Raw genomic sequence first — 18605 nt, 5'->3', positions numbered from 1 at the left:
GTTTCGCTCTGCGGAACGTTTGGGGGTTCTGTGTTGGCGTTTGTGGAGCGCGCATCGGCGATTTCCTGCCCGGCGCATGCCGACCCTCGGCCCGAAGCGCCGCCTGCCGCGATCGTGCGGCGATCCCGTATAATCGGCCGATTATCAACCGCTTATCGTCCGCGTTGCGGCGGGTTGCCTGCCCTGCTGCCGGGCCGCGGCGCGACGAACGAAGTGAAGGGTGGTCCGGCCGAACGCCGGACGGATCGACCCGCCAAGCCAATACGAGAACGTCCCTGACGCACGCCATGAAAGCCGCTGAAATCCGCGAGAAATTCCTCAAGTTCTTCGAATCGAAGGGCCACACGATCGTCCGGTCGTCGAGCCTCGTTCCCGGCAACGATCCGACGCTGCTCTTCACCAATTCGGGGATGGTGCAGTTCAAGGACGTGTTCCTCGGCACCGAGACGCGCCCGTACGGCCGCGCGACCACCGCGCAGCGCAGCGTGCGCGCGGGCGGCAAGCACAACGATCTGGAGAACGTCGGTTACACCGCGCGCCATCACACGTTCTTCGAGATGCTCGGCAACTTTTCGTTCGGCGACTACTTCAAGCGCGACGCGATCCACTACGCGTGGGAACTGCTGACCGTCGTCTACCAGTTGCCGAAGGACAAGCTGTGGGTCACCGTCTATCAGGAAGACGACGAAGCGTACGACATCTGGGCGAAGGAAGTCGGCGTGCCGACCGAACGGATCATCCGCATCGGCGACAACAAGGGCGCGCGCTACGCATCGGACAACTTCTGGCAGATGGCGGACACCGGTCCGTGCGGCCCGTGCTCGGAAATCTTCTACGACCACGGTCCGGACGTGTGGGGCGGCCCGCCGGGATCGCCGGAAGAAGACGGCGACCGCTACATCGAGATCTGGAATCTCGTGTTCATGCAGTTCAACCGCGACGCGCAGGGCAACATGACGCCGCTGCCGAAGCCGTGCGTCGACACCGGCATGGGTCTGGAGCGGATCGCGGCGGTGCTGCAGCACGTGCACAGCAACTATGAGATCGACCTGTTCCAGGCGCTCATCAAGGCGGCCGCGCGCGAAACCGGCGTGGCCGACCTCGCGAACAACTCGCTGAAGGTGATCGCCGATCACATCCGCGCGTGCTCGTTCCTGATCGTCGATGGCGTGATTCCCGGCAACGAAGGGCGCGGCTACGTGCTGCGCCGGATCGTGCGCCGCGCGATCCGCCACGGCTACAAGCTCGGCCGCAAGAGCGCGTTTTTCCACAAGCTGGTCGCGGACCTCGTCGAGCAGATGGGCGGCGCATATCCGGAACTGAAGGACGCGCAGGCGCGCGTGACCGACGTGCTGCGCCAGGAAGAGGAGCGCTTCTTCGAGACGATCGAGCATGGGATGTCGATCCTCGAAGGCGCGCTGGCGGATCTCGACACGAAGGGCGGCAAGGTGCTCGACGGCGAACTCGCGTTCAAGCTGCACGACACCTATGGCTTCCCGCTCGACCTGACCGCGGACGTGTGCCGCGAGCGCGGCATGTCGGTGGACGAACCGGCGTTCGACGAGGCGATGGCGCGTCAGCGCGAGCAGGCGCGCGCGGCGGGCAAGTTCAAGATGGCGCAGGGGCTCGAATACTCGGGCGCGAAAACGACGTTCCACGGCTACGACGAGATCGTGTTCGACGACGCGAAGGTCGTCGCGCTGTACGTGGACGGCTCGTCGGTGAACGAGGTGGCGCGCGGCCAGCAGGCGGTCGTCGTGCTGGACCACACGCCGTTTTATGCGGAGTCGGGCGGCCAGGTCGGCGACCAGGGCGTGATCGCAAACGCGGACGTGCGTTTCGCGGTGACCGACACGCAGAAGGTGCAGGCCGACGTGACCGGCCATCACGGCACGCTGGAGCAGGGCACGCTCAAGATCGGCGACGTCGTGAAGGCGGAGATCGACGTGGTGCGCCGCGCCCGCACCGCGCGCAACCACTCGGCGACGCACCTGATGCACAAGGCGCTGCGCGAGGTGCTCGGCGCGCACGTGCAGCAGAAGGGTTCGCTCGTCGATCCGGACAAGACGCGCTTCGACTTCGCGCACAACGCGCCGATGACCGACGACCAGATTCGCCGCGTCGAGGAGATCGTGAACGCGGAAGTGCTCGCGAACGCGCCGGGCATCGTGCGCGTGATGCCGTTCGACGACGCGGTGAAGGGCGGCGCGATGGCGCTGTTCGGCGAGAAGTACGGCGACGAAGTGCGCGTGCTGGACCTCGGTTTCTCGCGCGAGCTGTGCGGCGGCACGCACGTGCAGCGCAGCGGCGACATCGGCCTGTTCAAGATCGTGATGGAAGGCGGCGTCGCGGCGGGCATCCGCCGCGTCGAGGCGATCACCGGCGACAACGCGGTGCGCTACGTGCAGGAACTGGACGCGCGCCTGAACGCGGCTGCGGCCGCGTTGAAGACGCAGCCGGCCGAACTGACGCAGCGGATCGCGCAGGTGCAGGACCAGCTGAAGTCGCTCGAAAAGGAACTCGGCGCGCTGAAGTCGAAGCTCGCGTCGAGCCAGGGCGACGAACTCGCGGGCCAGGCGGTCGAGATCGCGGGCGTGCACGTGCTGGCGGCGACGCTCGACGGCGCGGACGTGAAGACGCTGCGCGAGACGGTGGACAAGCTGAAGGACAAGCTGAAGAGCGCGGCGATCGTGCTTGCGGCGGTCGACGGCGGCAAGGTCAGCCTGATCGCCGGCGTGACGCCGGATGCGAGCAAGAAAGTGAAGGCGGGCGAACTCGTGAACTTCGTCGCGCAGCAGGTCGGCGGCAAGGGCGGCGGCCGCCCGGACATGGCGCAGGCCGGCGGCACCGAGCCGGCGAACCTGCCGGCCGCGCTCGCGGGCGTGAAGGGCTGGGTCGAGGCGCTGCTTTAAGCGGTCGTTGCGGCGCAGGGGATCGCGCCGCGTCGTGATGGTAGGTTAGTGGAAAGGCTGTCCGTGTCGTGCGGACGGCCTTTTTTGTTGCTGCTTTACCGGAGGGCGGCCGACCGTTGCGATGTGGGTTCATTGCCCGGGTTCGTGGGCCTGGGTTCGCTCGTAGCATCGACCGGCAGCGAGAACCGGGTCGTGCGCTGTTGCACGGCACGGCACGGCGCGCGGCGATGGCCGCCAAGCCGGGCCGCCGCAGTCGAACGGCGGTGCGAGCGCTGCTTCGAGCCGCGACCCGCCTCGCGTCGTTCGCGCTCAGGCTGTTTGCAGCCCCGCGTTCTCCGCGCCGTCGTGCGGCGCGATCCCGGTAGCCGGTTCCGTTTCGCGCGCGGCCGGCACCACGTCCTGCCCGCCATGCTCGATCAGCGCGCCGCGCAGCGCGTCGAGCGCCGGCGAGAAGTGTCCGCGCCGCCACACGAGCAGCGTGTCGATGATCCCGAAATCGCCGAGCGAATGCACGGCCACTTCGTCGAAATTGCGTTGCAGCGCGAGCACCGAGCGCGGCGCGACCGCGACGCCCGCGCCCGCCGCGACGCACGCGATGATCGCGTGATACGAACCCAGCTCCAGCACCCGCAGCGGCCGGATGCCGTGCCGCAGATACCACTTCTCGATATGACTGCGGTACGAGCAGCCGCGCTCGAACGCGACGAGCGTCGACAGCGCGACGTCCTGCGGCCGGCGGATCGGCTTGTGGCCGCGCGGCGTCAGCATCACGAGTTCCTCGCGGTAGATCGGCGCAAATTCGAACAGCGGGCCGGCCGGCGGGCCGTCGAGCGGCGTCGCGACCAGCGCCGCATCCACCTCGAACTCGCGCACCCGGTCGATCAGGCGGCCGCTCGTGCCGGTTTCCAGTTCGAGCGTCACGTCCGGCCACTGCTGGTGGTAGCGCGCGAGCACCGTCGGCAGCCGCGTCGCCGCGACGCTCTCCATCGTGCCGAGCCGCAGCCGGCCGGCCGGCTGGCCGGCCTTCAGTGCGTGGCGCGCTTCGTCCGCGAGCGCGAGCAGGCGCTCCGCATACGGCAGCAGCGTGGTGCCGGCCGGCGTCAGCACGAGCCGGCGGCCGTCGCGGATGAACAACTCGACGCCGAGCTGCTCTTCGAGCTGCTTGATCCGCGTCGTCACGTTCGACTGCACGCGGTTCAGCTTCGCGGCAGCGCGCGTGACGCCGTTTTCGCGGACGACCGCGCGGAAGATCGACAGGGCGGCGAGATCCATGATTCTCTCTCCATGATGGATTCGTTCATCTTAATTCATTTTTCGTGATTGGTCGGGGCGGCTACCCTCCACGGATATCCCGATCAAACTCGGAGTGTTTTTTCGACCATGAACGATTTCGCGTCGCGGGCTTCGATGCGGCTCGCAAGCCGCCCACACCCACACCCGCATGCCGTGCGGCCGGCGGCGCTCGCGTGCATGGCCGCGATGGCGGTCGCGCTCGGCGTCGGCCGGTTCGCGTTCACGCCGCTGCTGCCGCTGATGCTGCACGGCGGCGGACTCGATCTGCGGCACGGCGGCTGGCTTGCGTCGCTGAACTACGCCGGTTATTTCGTCGGCGCGGTCAGTTGTGCGGCGTTGCGGATCGCGCCCGCGAAGGTCGTCCGCGCGAGCCTCGCGGCGACCGTGCTGCTGACGCTCGCGATGGGCGTCGCGCATCAGTTCTGGGTATGGGGGATCGTGCGCTTCATTGGCGGCATCGTCAGCGCGTGGGCGTTCGTGTTCGCGTCGCAGTGGGGGCTGCGGCGGCTCGCGGAACTCGGCGCGCAGCCATGGAGCGGCGTCATCTACACGGGGCCGGGATTCGGGATCGTCGGGACCGGGCTGTTCGTCGGCGTCGCGGGCGGTTTCGGCGCTTCGGTCGGGTGGATCGGGTTCGGCGTCGTGTCGGCGGCGATCGTCGCGGTCGTGTGGCCGGTGTTCGGGGACGGCGCGGCTGCGATCGCGTCGGTCGCTCCAGGTGCAACTAACGGTCCGCCATCTGCCGCGACTGCGAATGCCTCCGGAACCGCGATGCCAGGCGCGGCGGCCGGTTCGACAGGGGCCGGGGCGGCCTTCCCGGCCGCACATCGATCGGATTCGGCCGCGCTGTCCCACGGCGCAAAGGACCCGCAAACGAAGAACCTCGCGAAGCAGGCCGCAGCGGTCTCGTCGCGCGCTCAGCCCGTTGCGCATCCGAACCGCGCGGACGCCTTCTGGCTCGTGCTGCTGTACGCGATCCCGGGTTTCGGCTACATCATCACCGCGACGTTCCTGCCGGTGATCGCCCGTCATGCGCTGCCGGGCTCCGCGTGGCCGGATCTGTTCTGGCCGATGTTCGGCGCGGCGCTGGTGGTCGGCGCGCTGTCGGCGGCGCGGCTGCCGCTGCACTGGGACAACCGCTCGCTGCTCGCCGCGTGTTACGTGCTGCAGGCGGCCGGCATCGGACTGGGGATCGTCTGGCCGACCGCCGCCGGGTTCTCGCTCGGCAGCGTGCTGATCGGGCTGCCGTTCACCGCGATCACGCTGTTCGCGATGCGCGAGGCGCGCCTGCTGCGCGGCGAGCGCGCGGCCGGGTTGATGGGTTACGCGACCGCCGCGTACGGCGTCGGCCAGATCGCCGGGCCGCTCGTGGCCGCGCCGCTGGCGGCTTCGACCGGTTCGTTCTCGCCGTCGCTGTGGCTCGCGGCGATCGCGCTGGTGGCCGGAGCCGTGGGGCTGGTGTGGCGCGTCGCGGTCGCTCGCGGGGCGGTCAACCGGTGAGCGGGATGGAACGGCTTCGCCAAAACGGGGCAGCGCCGTTTGCAGGGATCGACGCTCGAAGCCATCCGGTTCTCGAAGCAGCCGGTCGCGATCACCCATGCGAACGCCGGCTCGCTGTTTTCGCGCCGGCGCAACAGCACCGACGACGTGTTGCGCGCGCTGGCCGACAACGGCGGCATGGGTGTGGACACTCTCCACACGCGTCCGGTGACAAGCGGCGTTAGCCAGGCGACAGGTCATCGGGACTGGCCGAGTGACGCCGTACCGCTGGCACCCTGGCGGGCGCTTGCCGATGACCCCACCGCCGCAGCGAGCCATCGCACAACGAACGGCTTTGCCATCTTCACCCGCGACCCGCAGCGGCCGTTCGCAACGCGGACGAATTTCCCGCCGCCCCGCGCCAGGCGAGGCCGCACGCATCCGCCGATACCACTCTAAAATAGCCGCTCTCCCGACTGGCGCGATCGCCGGCGCTTCCACGACACAACAACAACGATGAGCGACTATCAGTTCTGCCCCCGCTGTGCAACGCGGCTCGCGCCGCGCACGGACCCCGAGCATGAAGGCGGCCGTATCCGCATGGCCTGTCCGGACACGAGTTGCGGCTACGTGCATTGGGACAATCCGCTGCCGGTCGTCGCGGCGATCGTCGAATACGAAGGGCGCATCCTGCTCGCCCGCAACGCCGCGTGGCAGGAAGGGATGTTCGCGCTGATCACCGGCTTCCTCGAAAACGGCGAGACGCCGGAGCAGGGCATCGCGCGCGAAGTCCTCGAAGAGACGTCGCTGCGCGCCGAAAGCACCGAACTGATCGGCGTGTACGAATTCATCCGCAAGAACGAACTGATCATCGCGTATCACGTGAGGGCGTCCGGCACGATCGCGCTGTCGCCCGAACTGGTCGAATACCGGCTCGTCGAGCCCGCGAAGCTGCGGCCGTGGCGGGCGGGCACCGGCCAGGCGCTCGGCGAATGGATGCGCCGCCGCGGATTGCCGTTCGAGTTCGTCGAGCGACCGGGGCAATAACGCGGCCACCGATGCGCTCGCGCGTGTCGCCGGCGCCGCGCCGCGTTTTCCCGTCCGTCCTGCCATCGCCAACGGAGCCGCTCCAATGAACCGATCTGTCGTCATCCCTCGCGCCGCCTACCCTCATTTCCTGCCGATCACGACCCGCTGGATGGACAACGACGTGTACGGCCACGTGAACAACGTCGTCTATTACAGCTACTTCGACACCGTCGTGAACGAGTATCTGATCCGCGCGGGCGCGCTCGACATCGAGCACGGCGAAACGATCGGCCTCGTCGTCGAGACGCAGTGCAGCTACTTCGAGCCGCTGGCGTTCCCGGAGCGCGTCGATGCGGGGCTGCGGGTCGCGCGGCTCGGCACGTCGAGCGTGCGCTACGAGGTCGGGCTGTTTCGCGAGGACGCCGTGCAGCCGGCCGCGCAGGGGCATTTCGTGCACGTGTACGTCGATCGCGCGACGCGCCGCCCGGTCGCCGCGCTGCCGGACGCGTTGCGCGCGGCGCTCGCGCCGCTCGTCGTCGCGCCGCCGTCGCCGTGACCGGCGATTCCCGACGGATCGACCGTCACCCGCAAGCAGGCCGCGCCCCATGTACGCATTCGCGATCGACGCGCTGAACGGCGTCAGCTACGGGCTGCTGCTGTTCATGCTGTCCGCCGGGCTCACGCTGATCTTCAGCATGCTCGGCGTGCTGAACTTCGCGCATGCGAGCTTCTACATGGCCGGCGCGTATCTCGGCGTGTCGCTCGCGCGCTTCACCGGCTTCGGCTGGTCGCTGGTGCTCGCGCCGCTCGCGGCCGGCGTCGCGGGCGCGGTGTTCGAAACCACGCTGCTGCGGCGCGTACGGCTGCGCGGCGGACCGTTGAACGCGCTGCTGCTGACGTTCGGCGCGGCGTACGTGATCGGCGAACTCGTGAAACTCGCGTGGGGACTCCAGCCGCTCGCCGCGCCGGTGCCGGCCGTGCTTGACGGTCCGCTGTTCGCGCTCGGCGGCGCGACGTTCGGCCGTTATCGCGCGTTCGCGATGGCCGTCGCGATCGCGATGCTCGCGGCGCTCGCCGTCGTGCTGCGCGGCTCGAAAGCGGGGCTCGTCGTGCGCGCGGCGCTCACGCATCCTCAGGCGGTCGAGGCGCTCGGCCACGACGTGCCGCGCGTGCTGACGCTGGTGTTCGCGCTCGGCACCGCGCTCGCGGCGCTGGCGGGCGCGGTCGCCGCGCCGCTGTTCGTCGTCGAGCCGGCGATGGCCGAGTCGGTCGGCTCGATCGTGTTCGTCGTGGTGGTCGTCGGCGGGCTCGGGTCGCTCGGCGGGGCGTTCGTCGCGTCGCTGGCGGTCGGCTGTGCGCAGACGTTCGCGGCGGCCAGCGATGCGTCGCTCGGCGGTCTCGCTGCCCGTGGGGGGGTGGCGTTGCCGCCCGCGTGGGGCGCGCTGACGCTCGCGCAGGCCGCGCCGCTGTTGCCGTATCTGCTGCTGGTCGCGGTGCTCGCGGTGCGACCGCGCGGCCTCGCCGGACAGCGCGGCGACGATGCGTAATCCGCCCGTGCCGGCTCGCCGCCCGCCGCCGCGCGCCAGCGTGCGTTGTGCCGCGCTCGCCACGCTCCTCGTTCTGCTGCTCGGCGCGCCGCCGCTGGTATCGGCGCTCGCCTCGGACACGCACGCGCCGCAGGGCTGGCTGCTCGCCGCGCTCGCCCAGGCCGCGACGATGATCGTATTCGCGCTGTCGTACAACCTGCTGCTCGGCGAAACCGGGCTGCTGTCGTTCGGCCATGCGGCTCCGGCCGGGCTCGGCGCGCTGGTCGCCGCGCAGTGCTTCAACCACTATCCGGTCGCGTTGCCGCTGCTGCCGTTCGTCGGCGGGCTGGGCGGCGCGGTGTTCGGCGCGCTGACCGCGCTCGTCGCCGCGCGCCGCGCCGGCACCGCGTTCGCGATGATTACGCTCGGCCTCGGCGAACTCGTCGCCGCGGCCGCGTGGGCGTTGCCGGACTGGTTCGGCGGCGAGGCGGGCGTCGCGATCGACCGCGCGAGCGGGCCGCCGCTCGGCGGCTGGACGTTCGGCCCGGACCGCGAAGCGTATGGCGTGATCGCCGCATGGTGCGTGCTTGCGAGCGTCGCGCTGTTCGCGCTGACGCGCACGCCGTTCATGCGGCTCGTGAACGCGGTGCGCGACAACCCGGTGCGCGCGGCGGCGCTCGGCTGTTCGCCCGCGCGGGTGCGCGCCGCGATGCTCGTCGGGAGCGGCTTCTTCGCGGGTGTCGCCGGCACGCTCGCGCTGATCAACGTCGAACTCGCGGCGTCGGAGAGCGTCGGCATCGCGCGCTCGGGCGCGGTGCTGATCGCGACCGTCACCGGCGGCGCGGCGTCGTTCCTCGGGCCGGTGCTCGGCGCGCTGGTGTGGGTGGCGTTCAGCGTCGGAATCGCGAGCGTCACGCGCGCATGGATGCTGTATGTCGGACTGTTCTTCGTCGTGGTCGTGCTGGCTGCGCCGGACGGGCTCGCGGGCCTGGCGTTGCGGCAGCGCGAACTGCTCGCCCGGCATGGCTGGCGGCGTTGTGCGACGTTGTGGGCATGGGCGGCGCTGGCCGTCGCGGCCGCACTGGGCGCGCTGGTGCCGGCCGTGCAGTGGGCGTATGCGGTCCGCTTCGGCGACAGCTACGGCGACGCGGGTGCGGGTTTCGCCGCGATGACTTCCGGCGTGGCGGGCGTGTTGTCGGCGGTGCTCGTCGGGTGCGGTGTCGTCGCGGCGTTTGCCGTACGGCGCGTCGTGCTCGTGATGCGCGCGTTCGAAGCGACGGAGGGCCGCCAATGACGGTACTCCCCGCATTGCAACTCCGAGGCGTCGAAAAACGTTTCGGCGACACATGGGTGCTGCGCGGCGTGGACCTCGAAGTCCGCGCCGGCGAGCGCCACGCGCTGATCGGCCCGAACGGCGCCGGCAAATCGACGCTGTTCAGCCTGATCGCCGGCGAGCGCCGCGCGAGCGCCGGCCGCATCGAGCTGAACGGCGCGGACGCGACGCGGCTGTCGCCGGTCGCGATCAGCCGTCGCGGTCTCGCGCGCAGCTTCCAGACGACCAGTGTGTTCCCGCGCCTGTCGGTATTCGACAACCTGCGCTGCGCGGTGCTGGCCGCGCGCCGCGACGGCGTGCGCGCGTGGCGCCGCTGGTTCGGCTCGGCGCTCGTCGATGCGCGCGCGAACGACGTGCTTGCCGCGATCGGCCTGCAGCACGCGGCGCACAGTCCGGCCGGCATGTTGAGTTACGCGGAGCAACGCGCGCTCGACCTCGGCCTCGCGCTCGCGGGCGGCGCGCACACGCTGCTGCTCGACGAGCCGACCGCCGGGATGAACCGCGCGGAGGCCGCGCGCGCGATCGACCTGATCCGCGCGACGACGGCCGGCCGGACGCTGCTGATGGTCGAGCACGACATGGACGCGGTGTTCGGCCTCGCGGACCGCGTGTCGGTGCTGGTACAGGGCCGCGTGATCGCGACCGGCGCGCCCGCTGAAATCCGCGCGAACGACGCGGTGCGCGACGCGTATCTCGGCAGCGGGTTCGGGCGATGAGCGCGCTCGTCGAGATCCGCGGACTGCGCGCATGGTACGGCGCGAGCGAGGCGCTGCACGGCGTCGATCTGCGGATCGGCGCGGGTGAGACGGTCGCGCTCGCGGGCCGCAACGGCTCGGGCCGCTCGACGCTCGCGAAGGCGCTGATGGGGATGGTCCGCGCGCGCGGCGAGCGGCGTTTTGCGGGCCGTTGCCTCGACGGGCTGCGCCCGTTCGAGATCGCGCGGCTCGGCATCGGTTACGTCGCGGAGACGCGCGACGTGTTTCCCGCGCTGACCGTTGACGAGAATCTGCTGCTCGGTATCGCGCCGCGTCCGCGCGGGCGGCGGACGCCGCGTTTCGCGCGCGACGACGCGTATGCGCTTTTTCCGGTGCTGCGCGAGCGCCGCGCGGCGCGGGCCGGCGTGCTGTCGGGCGGCGAGCAGCAGATGCTGGCGCTCGCCCGCGCGCTGGTCGGCGATCCGGATCTGCTGATCGTCGACGAGCCGACCGAAGGGCTCGCCGCGCAGGCGGCCGCGCGCGTCGGCGAATGTCTTGCCGCGCTGCGGACGCACGGCGTCGCGGTCCTGCTGATCGAGCAGCGGCTCGCGCTCGCGCACGACCTCGCGGACCGCGTCGCGGTGATGGGGCATGGCGAGATCGTGTTCGACGGCACGCCGGCGCAGCTTGCGGCGCGCGACGACGTCGTGCGCGACTGGCTTGGGGTGGGTTAGCGGATCGGAGGCGGGCGTCGTCGCCGGCTCGCCGCGCGGTGAGCCAGTGGCTTTCGTGACGCCGAAGAAGCAACTGCTTCACACATTTGGGGTGGTGAATCGAGTGCTGGTGTCGTTGCCCGCTTACCGCCTGGCGACGCGGTGATTTTCGCGGCGGCGAAGGGGGCGACCGCGCGCAGCGGGTTGGTGGATCGGGTGCCGATGCCATCGCCGGTTCGCTGCGCGGCGACGCGGCGGTTCTCGCCGCGACGACGAAGCAACGGCCTCACGCGACGGGAACTGCCGTTAGCCATCACGCGTTTCGTCAAGCTCCGCCGCCCGAACCATCAACAAAAACGGCCGGCGCCCCGCAAGGCAACCGGCCGTCGTCCGACCCGCCGTGGCGGGCCAGCCGGTCACCCGCGCCGCAGCCGCTTGCCTTCGACGTCCGGCAGGAACACCGTCAGCACGCCGATCAGCGGCAGGAACGAGCAGACCTTGTACACGTGCGCGATGCCGGTCGCGTCCGCCATGTGGCCGAGCGCCGCCGCGCCGATCCCGCCGAGGCCGAACGCGAGGCCGAAGAACAGGCCCGCGACCATCCCGACCTTGCCCGGAATCAGCTCCTGCGCGTACACGAGGATCGCGGAGAACGCGGACGCCAGCACGAGGCCGATCACGATGCTGAGCACGCCGGTCCAGAACAGGTTCGCGTACGGCAGCAGCAGCGTGAACGGCGCGACGCCGAGGATCGACACCCAGATCACGTACTTGCGGCCGATGCGGTCGCCGATCGGGCCGCCGACGATGGTCCCCGCCGCGACGGCCGCGAGGAACAGGAACAGATGGATCTGCGCGGCCTGCACCGGCAGCTGGAAGCGGTCCATCAGATAGAACGTGAAGTAGCTGTTGATGCTCGCGAGGTAGAAGTACTTCGAGAACACGAGCAGCAGCAGCACGCCGATCGCGAGCGCGACGCGGCGCTTCGGCAGCGCGGCGCGCTCCGCCGTCGGGCGCGCCTTGCGCGTCGTCGGGTGGCTGCGGTACCAGCGGCCGATCTGCGTCAGCACGACGATGCCGACGAACGCGGCGACCGAGAACCACGCGATGCTGCGCTGGCCGTGCGGCACGATGAACGCGGCCGCGAGCAGCGGCCCGATCGCCGAGCCGGCGTTGCCGCCGACCTGGAACAGCGACTGCGCGAGGCCGTGGCGGCCGCCCGACGCCATCCGCGCGACGCGCGACGACTCCGGATGGAACACCGACGAACCGCAGCCGATCAGCGCGGACGCGGCGAGCAGGATTCCGAACGTCGGCGCGACCGACATCAGCAGCAGCCCGCACAGCGTGAAGCCCATGCCGACCGGCAGCGAGTACGGCATCGGCCGCTTGTCGGTATAAACGCCGATGAACGGCTGCAGCAGCGACGCGGTGATCTGGTAGGTCGCGGTGATCAGCCCGACCTGCGCGAACGACAGCGAAAAGCCGCTCTTGAACATCGGATACAGCGCGAGGACCAGCGACTGGATCATGTCGTTCAGCAGGTGCGAAAAGCTGATCGCGCCGAGAACGGAATAGACGGTGCGCGGAATGCCGCTTGCGGCGGCCGGCGGCGCAACGGACGCCGGGGTGGCGCCGGCGAGGGCGCCCTTGTCGAGGCTCGTTTCCATGTTGTCGGTACGAAAGAGTGGTGTCACGCGGGGCCGCGCGGATGCGGAACGGCGTGAACGGGTCATGTATAGGAGTTGTGAGCGGGAGTGTAATGTGTCCTGCTCGAATCGGACGGACATATTTTGTCGAGAACCGGACAGGGTTGCGTGCACGGATGCCCGGTTTTGGGGCGAAATTATGTTGACTGGATTTTTTTTGCACCGAAATGTCGACACCGCGCATCGGTGATTTCGACAGCAACATTTTGTACGTGTATAAATCAGCCCATTGCCGCGAGCGCGCGCCCACGAAGCGTCGCGCGAAGGGGAACCGGACCATGCGGGGCGTCGGCACGACGGGGGTCGCCGCCGCGCGTTTCTCGCAGGGTACGGATTGCGGCGCGCAACGGACGTCGGCCGGCGCGCCAGGCCACAAGCAGGGGACTACACAAGATGAAAGCTATTTCTGGGGCCGGCGAACGCGCTGGTTTCGTTTCCGACAGCGCACCTTCGACGGCCAAGGCGCCGTCACGCCGGAGTCGCAACGCCGCGCGCAAGCGCGAGCGCGCGGGGCTGTCCGTCAAGGCGCTGCTGCGTGTCGCGTTCGCGATCGTGCTCGTCGGCACGCTGGCGATCGGCGCATTCTCGCTCGCGCAGATCAGCCGGCTCAACGCTTCCACTCAATCGATCTACGACCAGGGCTTCGTCGCGAGCCGCGCGGCGGAGGAAGTCCGCGGCCACATGCTGCGCGCGAGCCGCGCGCAGAAGATGCTGCTCACCGCGACCACCGCGAAAGAGCGCGACGAACTCGGCGCCGACATCGACAAGAGCCTCGCCGCGCTGAACATCGAACTGGGCACGGTGCAGAAATACGTGCCGCAGGCCGATGCGGCGGCGGCCGATCAGCAGAAACGCTTCACGGCCGCGATCGCGACGTGGAGCGGCCATCTGCGCGACTTCGTCACGCTGATGAAGGCGCAGCCGCTCGACCTCACGCAGATGGGCTGGCAGGTCGCGATGCAGGACGTGTCGCTGCTCGTCGAAACCGGCAAGCTCGAAGCGCAGGTCGACCACATCGTCGCGGAACGCGGCACCGCCGCGCAGGCGACGATCGAGGCGTCGTCGTTCATCTACCATTCGTCGTTCGTGATGATCGCCGCGATGACCGTCGCGCTGCTCGTGATCGCGTTCGTCGTCAGCGAGTGGGTCGTGCGCCGGCTCGCGAAGCAGCTCGGCGGCGAACCCGCGTATGCGAAGGCGATCGCCGGCCGCATCGCGGCGGGCGACCTCGCGCAGCCGGTCGCGCTGGACCGGCGCGACTCGTCGAGCATGCTGTACGCGCTGCGCGAGATGCAGAACGGCCTTTCCACGACGGTCGGCGAGATCGCTGCGAGCGCGGAGGCGATCGCGTCCGCGGCCGGCGAAATCTCGACCGGCAACCTCGACCTGTCGAAGCGCACCGAGGATCAGGCCGGCGCGCTCGAACGCACCGCGAGCAGCATGGAGCAGTTGACGTCGACGGTGCGCCAGAACGCGGACAACGCCGCGCAGGCGAGCAAGCTCGCGACCAACGCGTCGGAGATCGCCGAGAAGGGCGGCCAGGCGGTCGGCCGCGTGGTTGCGACGATGAACCAGATCAACGACAGCGCGAAGAGCATCGCGGACATCATCGGCGTGATCGAAGGGATCGCGTTCCAGACCAACATCCTTGCGCTGAACGCGGCGGTCGAATCGGCGCGCGCGGGCGAGCATGGGCGCGGGTTCGCGGTGGTCGCGGGCGAGGTGCGCAACCTCGCGCAGCGCAGCGCGGCGGCCGCGCGCGAGATCAAGGAACTGATCAGCGCGTCGGTGGAGCGCGTCGGCAACGGCTCGACGCTCGCGCAGGACGCCGGGCAGACGATGGACGAGGTGGTGCGCGCGGTGAAACGCGTGACGGACATCATCGGCGAGATTTCGGCTGCGTCGCTGGAGCAGACGTCCGGCATCGAGGAGATCAACCGCGCGGTGCTGCAGATGGATTCGGGCACGCAGCAGAACGCGGCGCTCGTCGAACAGGCGAGCGCGGCCGCGCACTCGCTCGACGATCAGGCCAAGGCGTTGAAGCGGCTTGTCGGGAAGTTTCAGTTGGCGTGAGAGGGTGTGGGGGCCGCTGACGCGGGTTCGGTTGGCGGCTTCCCTGGCTTATGGTCGTTCGAATGCGCGGCGAAGGCCGGCTATTCGCTTAAAAGTCGCTTCAATTCTTCGAGAAATGAAGCGGTCGTGTGGCCCCACGGCACAGGGTTGAAAGCCAGTCCATAGGCAGCCTTGAAGGAGGCGTCGAGGTCGCGGGAATGGCCGCGGCGAAAGCTGTCAATGTCTTGTTCCAGCATCGAACGTGCTGCCGGATCGCTTTCGCTCATATATAGCGCAAAGATTTCCTCGATCGTATTTCCCCATAGTTCAAAGTCTTCTCCAAAATAATTCTGGATAAATCTCGAAAGTGTGGGGTATCTGTCGATATTCATTCGGTCTGGATGTCACGAAAAGCGGGTCAATCGCTCAAGAGTCGTTTTAACTCGTCCAGAAAAGATAGCGTCGTATAAGCCCACAACACGGGATCGAACTGGCGGCCGAACCGCTTCCGGAATTCAGCGTCCAGTGTCTCCGCATGGTCGGATTTAAACGAATCGATGTCGGATACGATCGCGTCGATGTAACTCCTCGGCATCGCTTCGGTATAGGACGCAACCAGTTCTTCCACCGAGTTTCCAAGGAGGTCGATTTTCGTGAAAACGGGAGCGAATCAAGCTTGTCAGCCGACCGTATTTCAGGACATCTCTGGCCAGATCCAGGCCTTCTACGGGCACTTTCGCCCATGCTGCTTATCCGCAGCGCATGTTTTTTCATGACGAACTGAAAAGCTTCTGATCGGGTGACCAGGTTTTCACGATTTCAGAGGCCAGGGTGCCGGTGTGGTGGAGATCGGCTATTCGCTTAAGAGTCGTTTCAATTCTTCGAGAAACGAGTCGGTCGTGTGGCCCCATAGGGGCGGGCTGCATTGTTTGCCAAATTCCCTTTCGAAAGCCGCGTCCAGATTCCCGGCGTTGTCAGTTTTGAATTGATCTATTTCGAATGCGGTTGCATCAATCATGGACCTGGGGCATCCATTTTTGAAGGACAAAACCAGTTCTGGAATGGAGTTTCCCCATAAATCGAAATCTTCATTAAAGCGACCTCTGATGAGCTGATTCAGATTTTCGTATTTCATTTAATCCGTTTCGATATTGGTCTGCGCATCAAGCATGGCGGTAAGAATGTAGTATGGCATCCCGTTATGGGTCTCGTATTTTAGAACGACGACAACCCTGCTTGAATTTACCAGTCTCCCTGATTCTCTGATTATTGCATGGCCAATCTTTCGTCCAACGTCTTTATTCAAAACCAGGTTGTCTGTCGGTGAGCTAGCCCACGCCTTGATTCTCAAGGTATTTGCACGCATCGTCTCCGATATGGCCCATTCCGCCTGCTCAATATCCGTGAAGGACGATACCACGCGTCGCGTCGGCTCAAGCCGGAGCCTCTCCCGCAACTGAGCTTCGGTCCTCCCAACATGCTTGCGCAGCGTATGCCCACCCACCCGGCCCCCCGCCTTCGCCTCGTGCATTTCAAGACTGACGCGGCCCATCGCGACCCGCGTCGCGCGCGCCGCATTGATCGATCCCGCGAAGCCGAACGGCACCGCGATATCCAGCGACAGCCCGATGCTGTTCGCCAGATCGGGGCTGGCCCTCATTGCTTCGGCCAGCTTCGCCGCGCCTTGCTGCGTCAGCGTGGCCGTGTCCTGAGCGGTCCAGACCTGCCGCAACCCGGCGGCGGCCGTGTCCGAGCCATGCACGCCGAACACGATGCAGCCGGCCTTGCTGACCATCGTCGGCTCGGGCAGCACACACAACGCGCCCGCGCCGACCATTTCCAGCACGCCGCCGACGACCTGCAACCCGCCCCACAGCCGGTTGGAAAGCATCTCCGTCGGGCTGATCGACGCGCCGGCCAGTACCGCCGCCAGTTGCGGCGCGCTCAGCACCACGCGCACGCCGTCCGGGTCCGTCTGGTATGACATTCCGAATCCCTCAGTGGTCGTTTGGGATGACCAAACTAACGGGCGACCACGAGGGTAGGGAATGGGCAATGGATGATTCGGGGAACCTCTGCGATAAAGATCAGGCGAACCGGCATCCGCCGGCCGTCACACCAGCAGCATTACGATCGCGCATCCCGCTCGACGATCCACTCGTGCGCCGGATCGTTATGGAAGTGCCATTCGCGGCGCGGCCCTGCCATCACGTTCAGGTAGTACGAGTCGTAGCCATACGGCACGACGACCGGGTGATAACCGCGCGGCACCATCACGACGTCATGGTTTTCGACGGCCATCGTTTCGTCGAGGTCGCGCGCGTCGGTGTACACGCGCTGGAACGCGAAACCCTGCGGCGGATTCAGCCGGTGGTAATAGGTCTCTTCGAGCGCGGTCTCCTGCGGCGCGCGGTCCGCGTCGTGCTTGTGCGGCGGATAACTCGACGCATGCCCGGACGGCGTGCGCACCTCGACGACGAGCAGCGATTCGGCCGGCTCGGTCTGGGGCAGGATATCGCACACGTAACGCGTGTTCAGGCTCTTGCCGCGCGTCGAGCGTTTCATCTGCGACGGCTCGATCAGCCGCGCGGGCAGCGCGCCTGTCGCGGGCGCGCTCGCGACGCCGAGTTCGGCCGGACGCGACGCGCGCACGGTCGCCTTCACGCCGGGCGGCAGGTAGACCGCATACGGCGCGGCGTCCTCGAACACGCTGTCGCGCGAGCCGAGGCTCGACCACCGCTGGTCGCCGGCCTCGACGTCCACCGCGCCGGTCAGCACGACGATGCAGCTTTCGCGCGCGGTTTCGTTCACGTACACGACTTCGCCGGCGTCCAGCCGGTACGCGGCGAAGCCGACATAACGCCAGCCCGCGCTGGCGGGCGTGACGCGCGCGATCGTCTGGCCTTCGCGCGACGCCTTCACGATGAGACTCATGCTGCCTCCTGCGTTGCATCCGGTGACGAGCCGGGCGGCGCGTCGACGAGCGCGCGCAGCGTGCGATAGCCTTTCTGCGCGTATTCGAACGACGGCGCGACGACCGGGTCCTGTTCGGCCTCGACGACGAGCCAGCCGCGATAGCCATGCTGTTTCAGCCGCGCGATGACGGCCGCGAAATCGACCGCGCCGTCGCCCGGCACGGTGAACGCGCCTGCGAGCACCGCGTCGAGGAAACTCCAGTTGCGGTTGCGCGCGATCTTCAGCACCGCGGGCCGCACGTCCTTGCAGTGCACGTGGCATACCCGCGCGGCGTGCGCGTCGAGCACCGCGAGCGGATCGCCGCCCGCGAACGCGATGTGGCCGGTGTCGAACAGCAGGCCGACCGCGTCGCTCGTGCGCGCCATCAATCGATCCACGTCAGCCGGCGTCTCCACGTATGCGCCCATGTGATGGTGATACGCGAGCCGCACGCCGCGCGACAGCGTGTGCCGCGCGAACGCATCGACGCGCGCGGCGTAGTCGTCCCACTGCGCGTCGCCGAAGAAGCGCGGCCGCTGATACAGCGGGCGCGGCGCGCCCTGGATCGAGTCGGCCACTTCGCCGTACACCATCACCGTCGCGCCGTTCTGCGCGAGCAGGTCGAGGTGCGCGTCCACGGCGGCGATTTCGTCGGCGACGCTGCGCCGCGCGAGCCGCCCCGAGTACCAGCCCGATACCAGCGACAGGCCGTATTGCGCGAGCAGCGCCTTCAGCGCGTGCGGCTCGCGCGGAAACTTGTTGCCGAGTTCGAAGCCTTCGTAGCCGATCGCGCGCCCCTCGGTCAGCGCGACGTCGAGCGGGGTTTCGCCGCCGAGCGACGGCAGGTCGTCGTTCATCCACGACAGCGGGTTGATGCCGATGCGTACGTCGAATGGGGTCATCGCGAAG

General features: G+C 68.2%; 18 protein-coding genes. 10 read left to right on the top strand and 8 right to left on the bottom strand.

The genetic code is table 11. The annotated features are described in order from the left end of the window. Positions 1–287 precede the first annotated feature (287 nt). Positions 288–2912 (top strand): alanine--tRNA ligase, encoded by a 2625-nt coding sequence (gene alaS, locus BLV92_RS12865; RefSeq protein ID WP_090545449.1) that lies wholly within the window; start codon positions 288–290, stop codon positions 2910–2912. A gap of 309 nt (positions 2913–3221) precedes the next feature. Here alaS and BLV92_RS12860 read toward each other — a convergent pair whose 3' ends face one another. Continuing rightward, entirely contained in the window at positions 3222–4184 is a 963-nt protein-coding gene (locus BLV92_RS12860; RefSeq protein ID WP_090545446.1) for a LysR family transcriptional regulator, read from the bottom strand. A gap of 108 nt (positions 4185–4292) precedes the next feature. Here BLV92_RS12860 and BLV92_RS12855 point away from each other — a divergent pair, with 108 nt between their 5' ends. The 8 genes from BLV92_RS12855 to BLV92_RS12820 all read left to right on the top strand — a co-directional run bounded on the left by BLV92_RS12855 (position 4293) and on the right by BLV92_RS12820 (position 11001). Beyond that, complete coding sequence (locus tag BLV92_RS12855; protein ID WP_177197986.1) at positions 4293–5705, top strand: YbfB/YjiJ family MFS transporter; 1413 nt, start codon at positions 4293–4295, stop codon at positions 5703–5705. A 39-nt stretch (positions 5706–5744) separates the two neighbouring features. Further along, positions 5745–6143 carry a membrane dipeptidase gene (locus BLV92_RS12850; RefSeq protein WP_090545444.1) on the top strand — a complete coding sequence of 133 codons (399 nt, stop codon included), beginning with the start codon at positions 5745–5747 and terminating at the stop codon, positions 6141–6143. A 57-nt stretch (positions 6144–6200) separates the two neighbouring features. Continuing rightward, positions 6201–6731, top strand: coding sequence for an NUDIX hydrolase (locus BLV92_RS12845; protein WP_090545442.1), 531 nt, complete (start codon positions 6201–6203; stop codon positions 6729–6731). Positions 6732–6816: 85 nt separating this feature from the next. Then, a complete protein-coding gene (locus tag BLV92_RS12840; protein WP_090545440.1) occupies positions 6817–7269 on the top strand; it encodes an acyl-CoA thioesterase in 453 nt (150 codons plus the stop codon). Positions 7270–7318: 49 nt separating this feature from the next. Then, positions 7319–8260, top strand: coding sequence for a branched-chain amino acid ABC transporter permease (locus tag BLV92_RS12835; protein WP_090545438.1), 942 nt, complete (start codon positions 7319–7321; stop codon positions 8258–8260). After that, complete coding sequence (locus tag BLV92_RS12830; protein WP_090545436.1) at positions 8253–9533, top strand: branched-chain amino acid ABC transporter permease; 1281 nt, start codon at positions 8253–8255, stop codon at positions 9531–9533. Before BLV92_RS12835 ends, BLV92_RS12830 begins: the two co-directional genes overlap by 8 nt. After that, positions 9530–10288, top strand: coding sequence for an ABC transporter ATP-binding protein (locus tag BLV92_RS12825; protein WP_090545434.1), 759 nt, complete (start codon positions 9530–9532; stop codon positions 10286–10288). The genes BLV92_RS12830 and BLV92_RS12825 overlap by 4 nt, the downstream gene beginning before the upstream one ends. Then, positions 10285–11001 (top strand): ABC transporter ATP-binding protein, encoded by a 717-nt coding sequence (locus BLV92_RS12820; protein ID WP_090545432.1) that lies wholly within the window; start codon positions 10285–10287, stop codon positions 10999–11001. The genes BLV92_RS12825 and BLV92_RS12820 overlap by 4 nt, the downstream gene beginning before the upstream one ends. A gap of 395 nt (positions 11002–11396) precedes the next feature. On the opposite strand, the gene BLV92_RS12815 is transcribed toward BLV92_RS12820, so the two are convergent. Continuing rightward, positions 11397–12650: an MFS transporter gene (locus tag BLV92_RS12815; protein ID WP_090545430.1), complete on the bottom strand. Its 1254-nt coding sequence runs from the start codon at positions 12648–12650 to the stop codon at positions 11397–11399. Between the two features lie 432 nt (positions 12651–13082). Here BLV92_RS12815 and BLV92_RS12810 point away from each other — a divergent pair, with 432 nt between their 5' ends. Continuing rightward, complete coding sequence (locus tag BLV92_RS12810) at positions 13083–14762, top strand: methyl-accepting chemotaxis protein (RefSeq protein ID WP_090545428.1); 1680 nt, start codon at positions 13083–13085, stop codon at positions 14760–14762. 80 nt (positions 14763–14842) lie between these two features. On the opposite strand, the gene BLV92_RS12805 is transcribed toward BLV92_RS12810, so the two are convergent. From BLV92_RS12805 to iolE, 6 genes are all read right to left on the bottom strand, one after another. After that, positions 14843–15133, bottom strand: a complete 291-nt coding sequence (locus tag BLV92_RS12805) for a contact-dependent growth inhibition system immunity protein (RefSeq protein WP_090545426.1) — start codon at positions 15131–15133, stop codon at positions 14843–14845. A gap of 26 nt (positions 15134–15159) precedes the next feature. Beyond that, complete coding sequence (locus BLV92_RS32050; RefSeq protein WP_244283790.1) at positions 15160–15369, bottom strand: contact-dependent growth inhibition system immunity protein; 210 nt, start codon at positions 15367–15369, stop codon at positions 15160–15162. Positions 15370–15594: 225 nt separating this feature from the next. Then, positions 15595–15876 (bottom strand): contact-dependent growth inhibition system immunity protein, encoded by a 282-nt coding sequence (locus BLV92_RS12795; protein ID WP_090545424.1) that lies wholly within the window; start codon positions 15874–15876, stop codon positions 15595–15597. Then, on the bottom strand, positions 15877–16728 hold the full coding sequence (locus BLV92_RS12790) for an RNase A-like domain-containing protein (protein ID WP_090545422.1): 852 nt from the start codon (positions 16726–16728) through the stop codon (positions 15877–15879). It abuts the gene before it with no gap. A 140-nt stretch (positions 16729–16868) separates the two neighbouring features. Further along, positions 16869–17675, bottom strand: a complete 807-nt coding sequence (iolB, locus tag BLV92_RS12785) for a 5-deoxy-glucuronate isomerase (RefSeq protein ID WP_090545421.1) — start codon at positions 17673–17675, stop codon at positions 16869–16871. Beyond that, positions 17672–18598, bottom strand: coding sequence for a myo-inosose-2 dehydratase (gene iolE / locus BLV92_RS12780; RefSeq protein ID WP_090545419.1), 927 nt, complete (start codon positions 18596–18598; stop codon positions 17672–17674). Before iolE ends, iolB begins: the two co-directional genes overlap by 4 nt. Positions 18599–18605 lie beyond the last annotated feature (7 nt).

This window comes from Paraburkholderia caballeronis, assembly GCF_900104845.1.
GTDB lineage: Bacteria > Pseudomonadota > Gammaproteobacteria > Burkholderiales > Burkholderiaceae > Paraburkholderia > Paraburkholderia caballeronis.
Note: the sequence above shows the minus strand (reverse complement) of the source record. Positions and strands in the feature narration are given on the sequence as shown.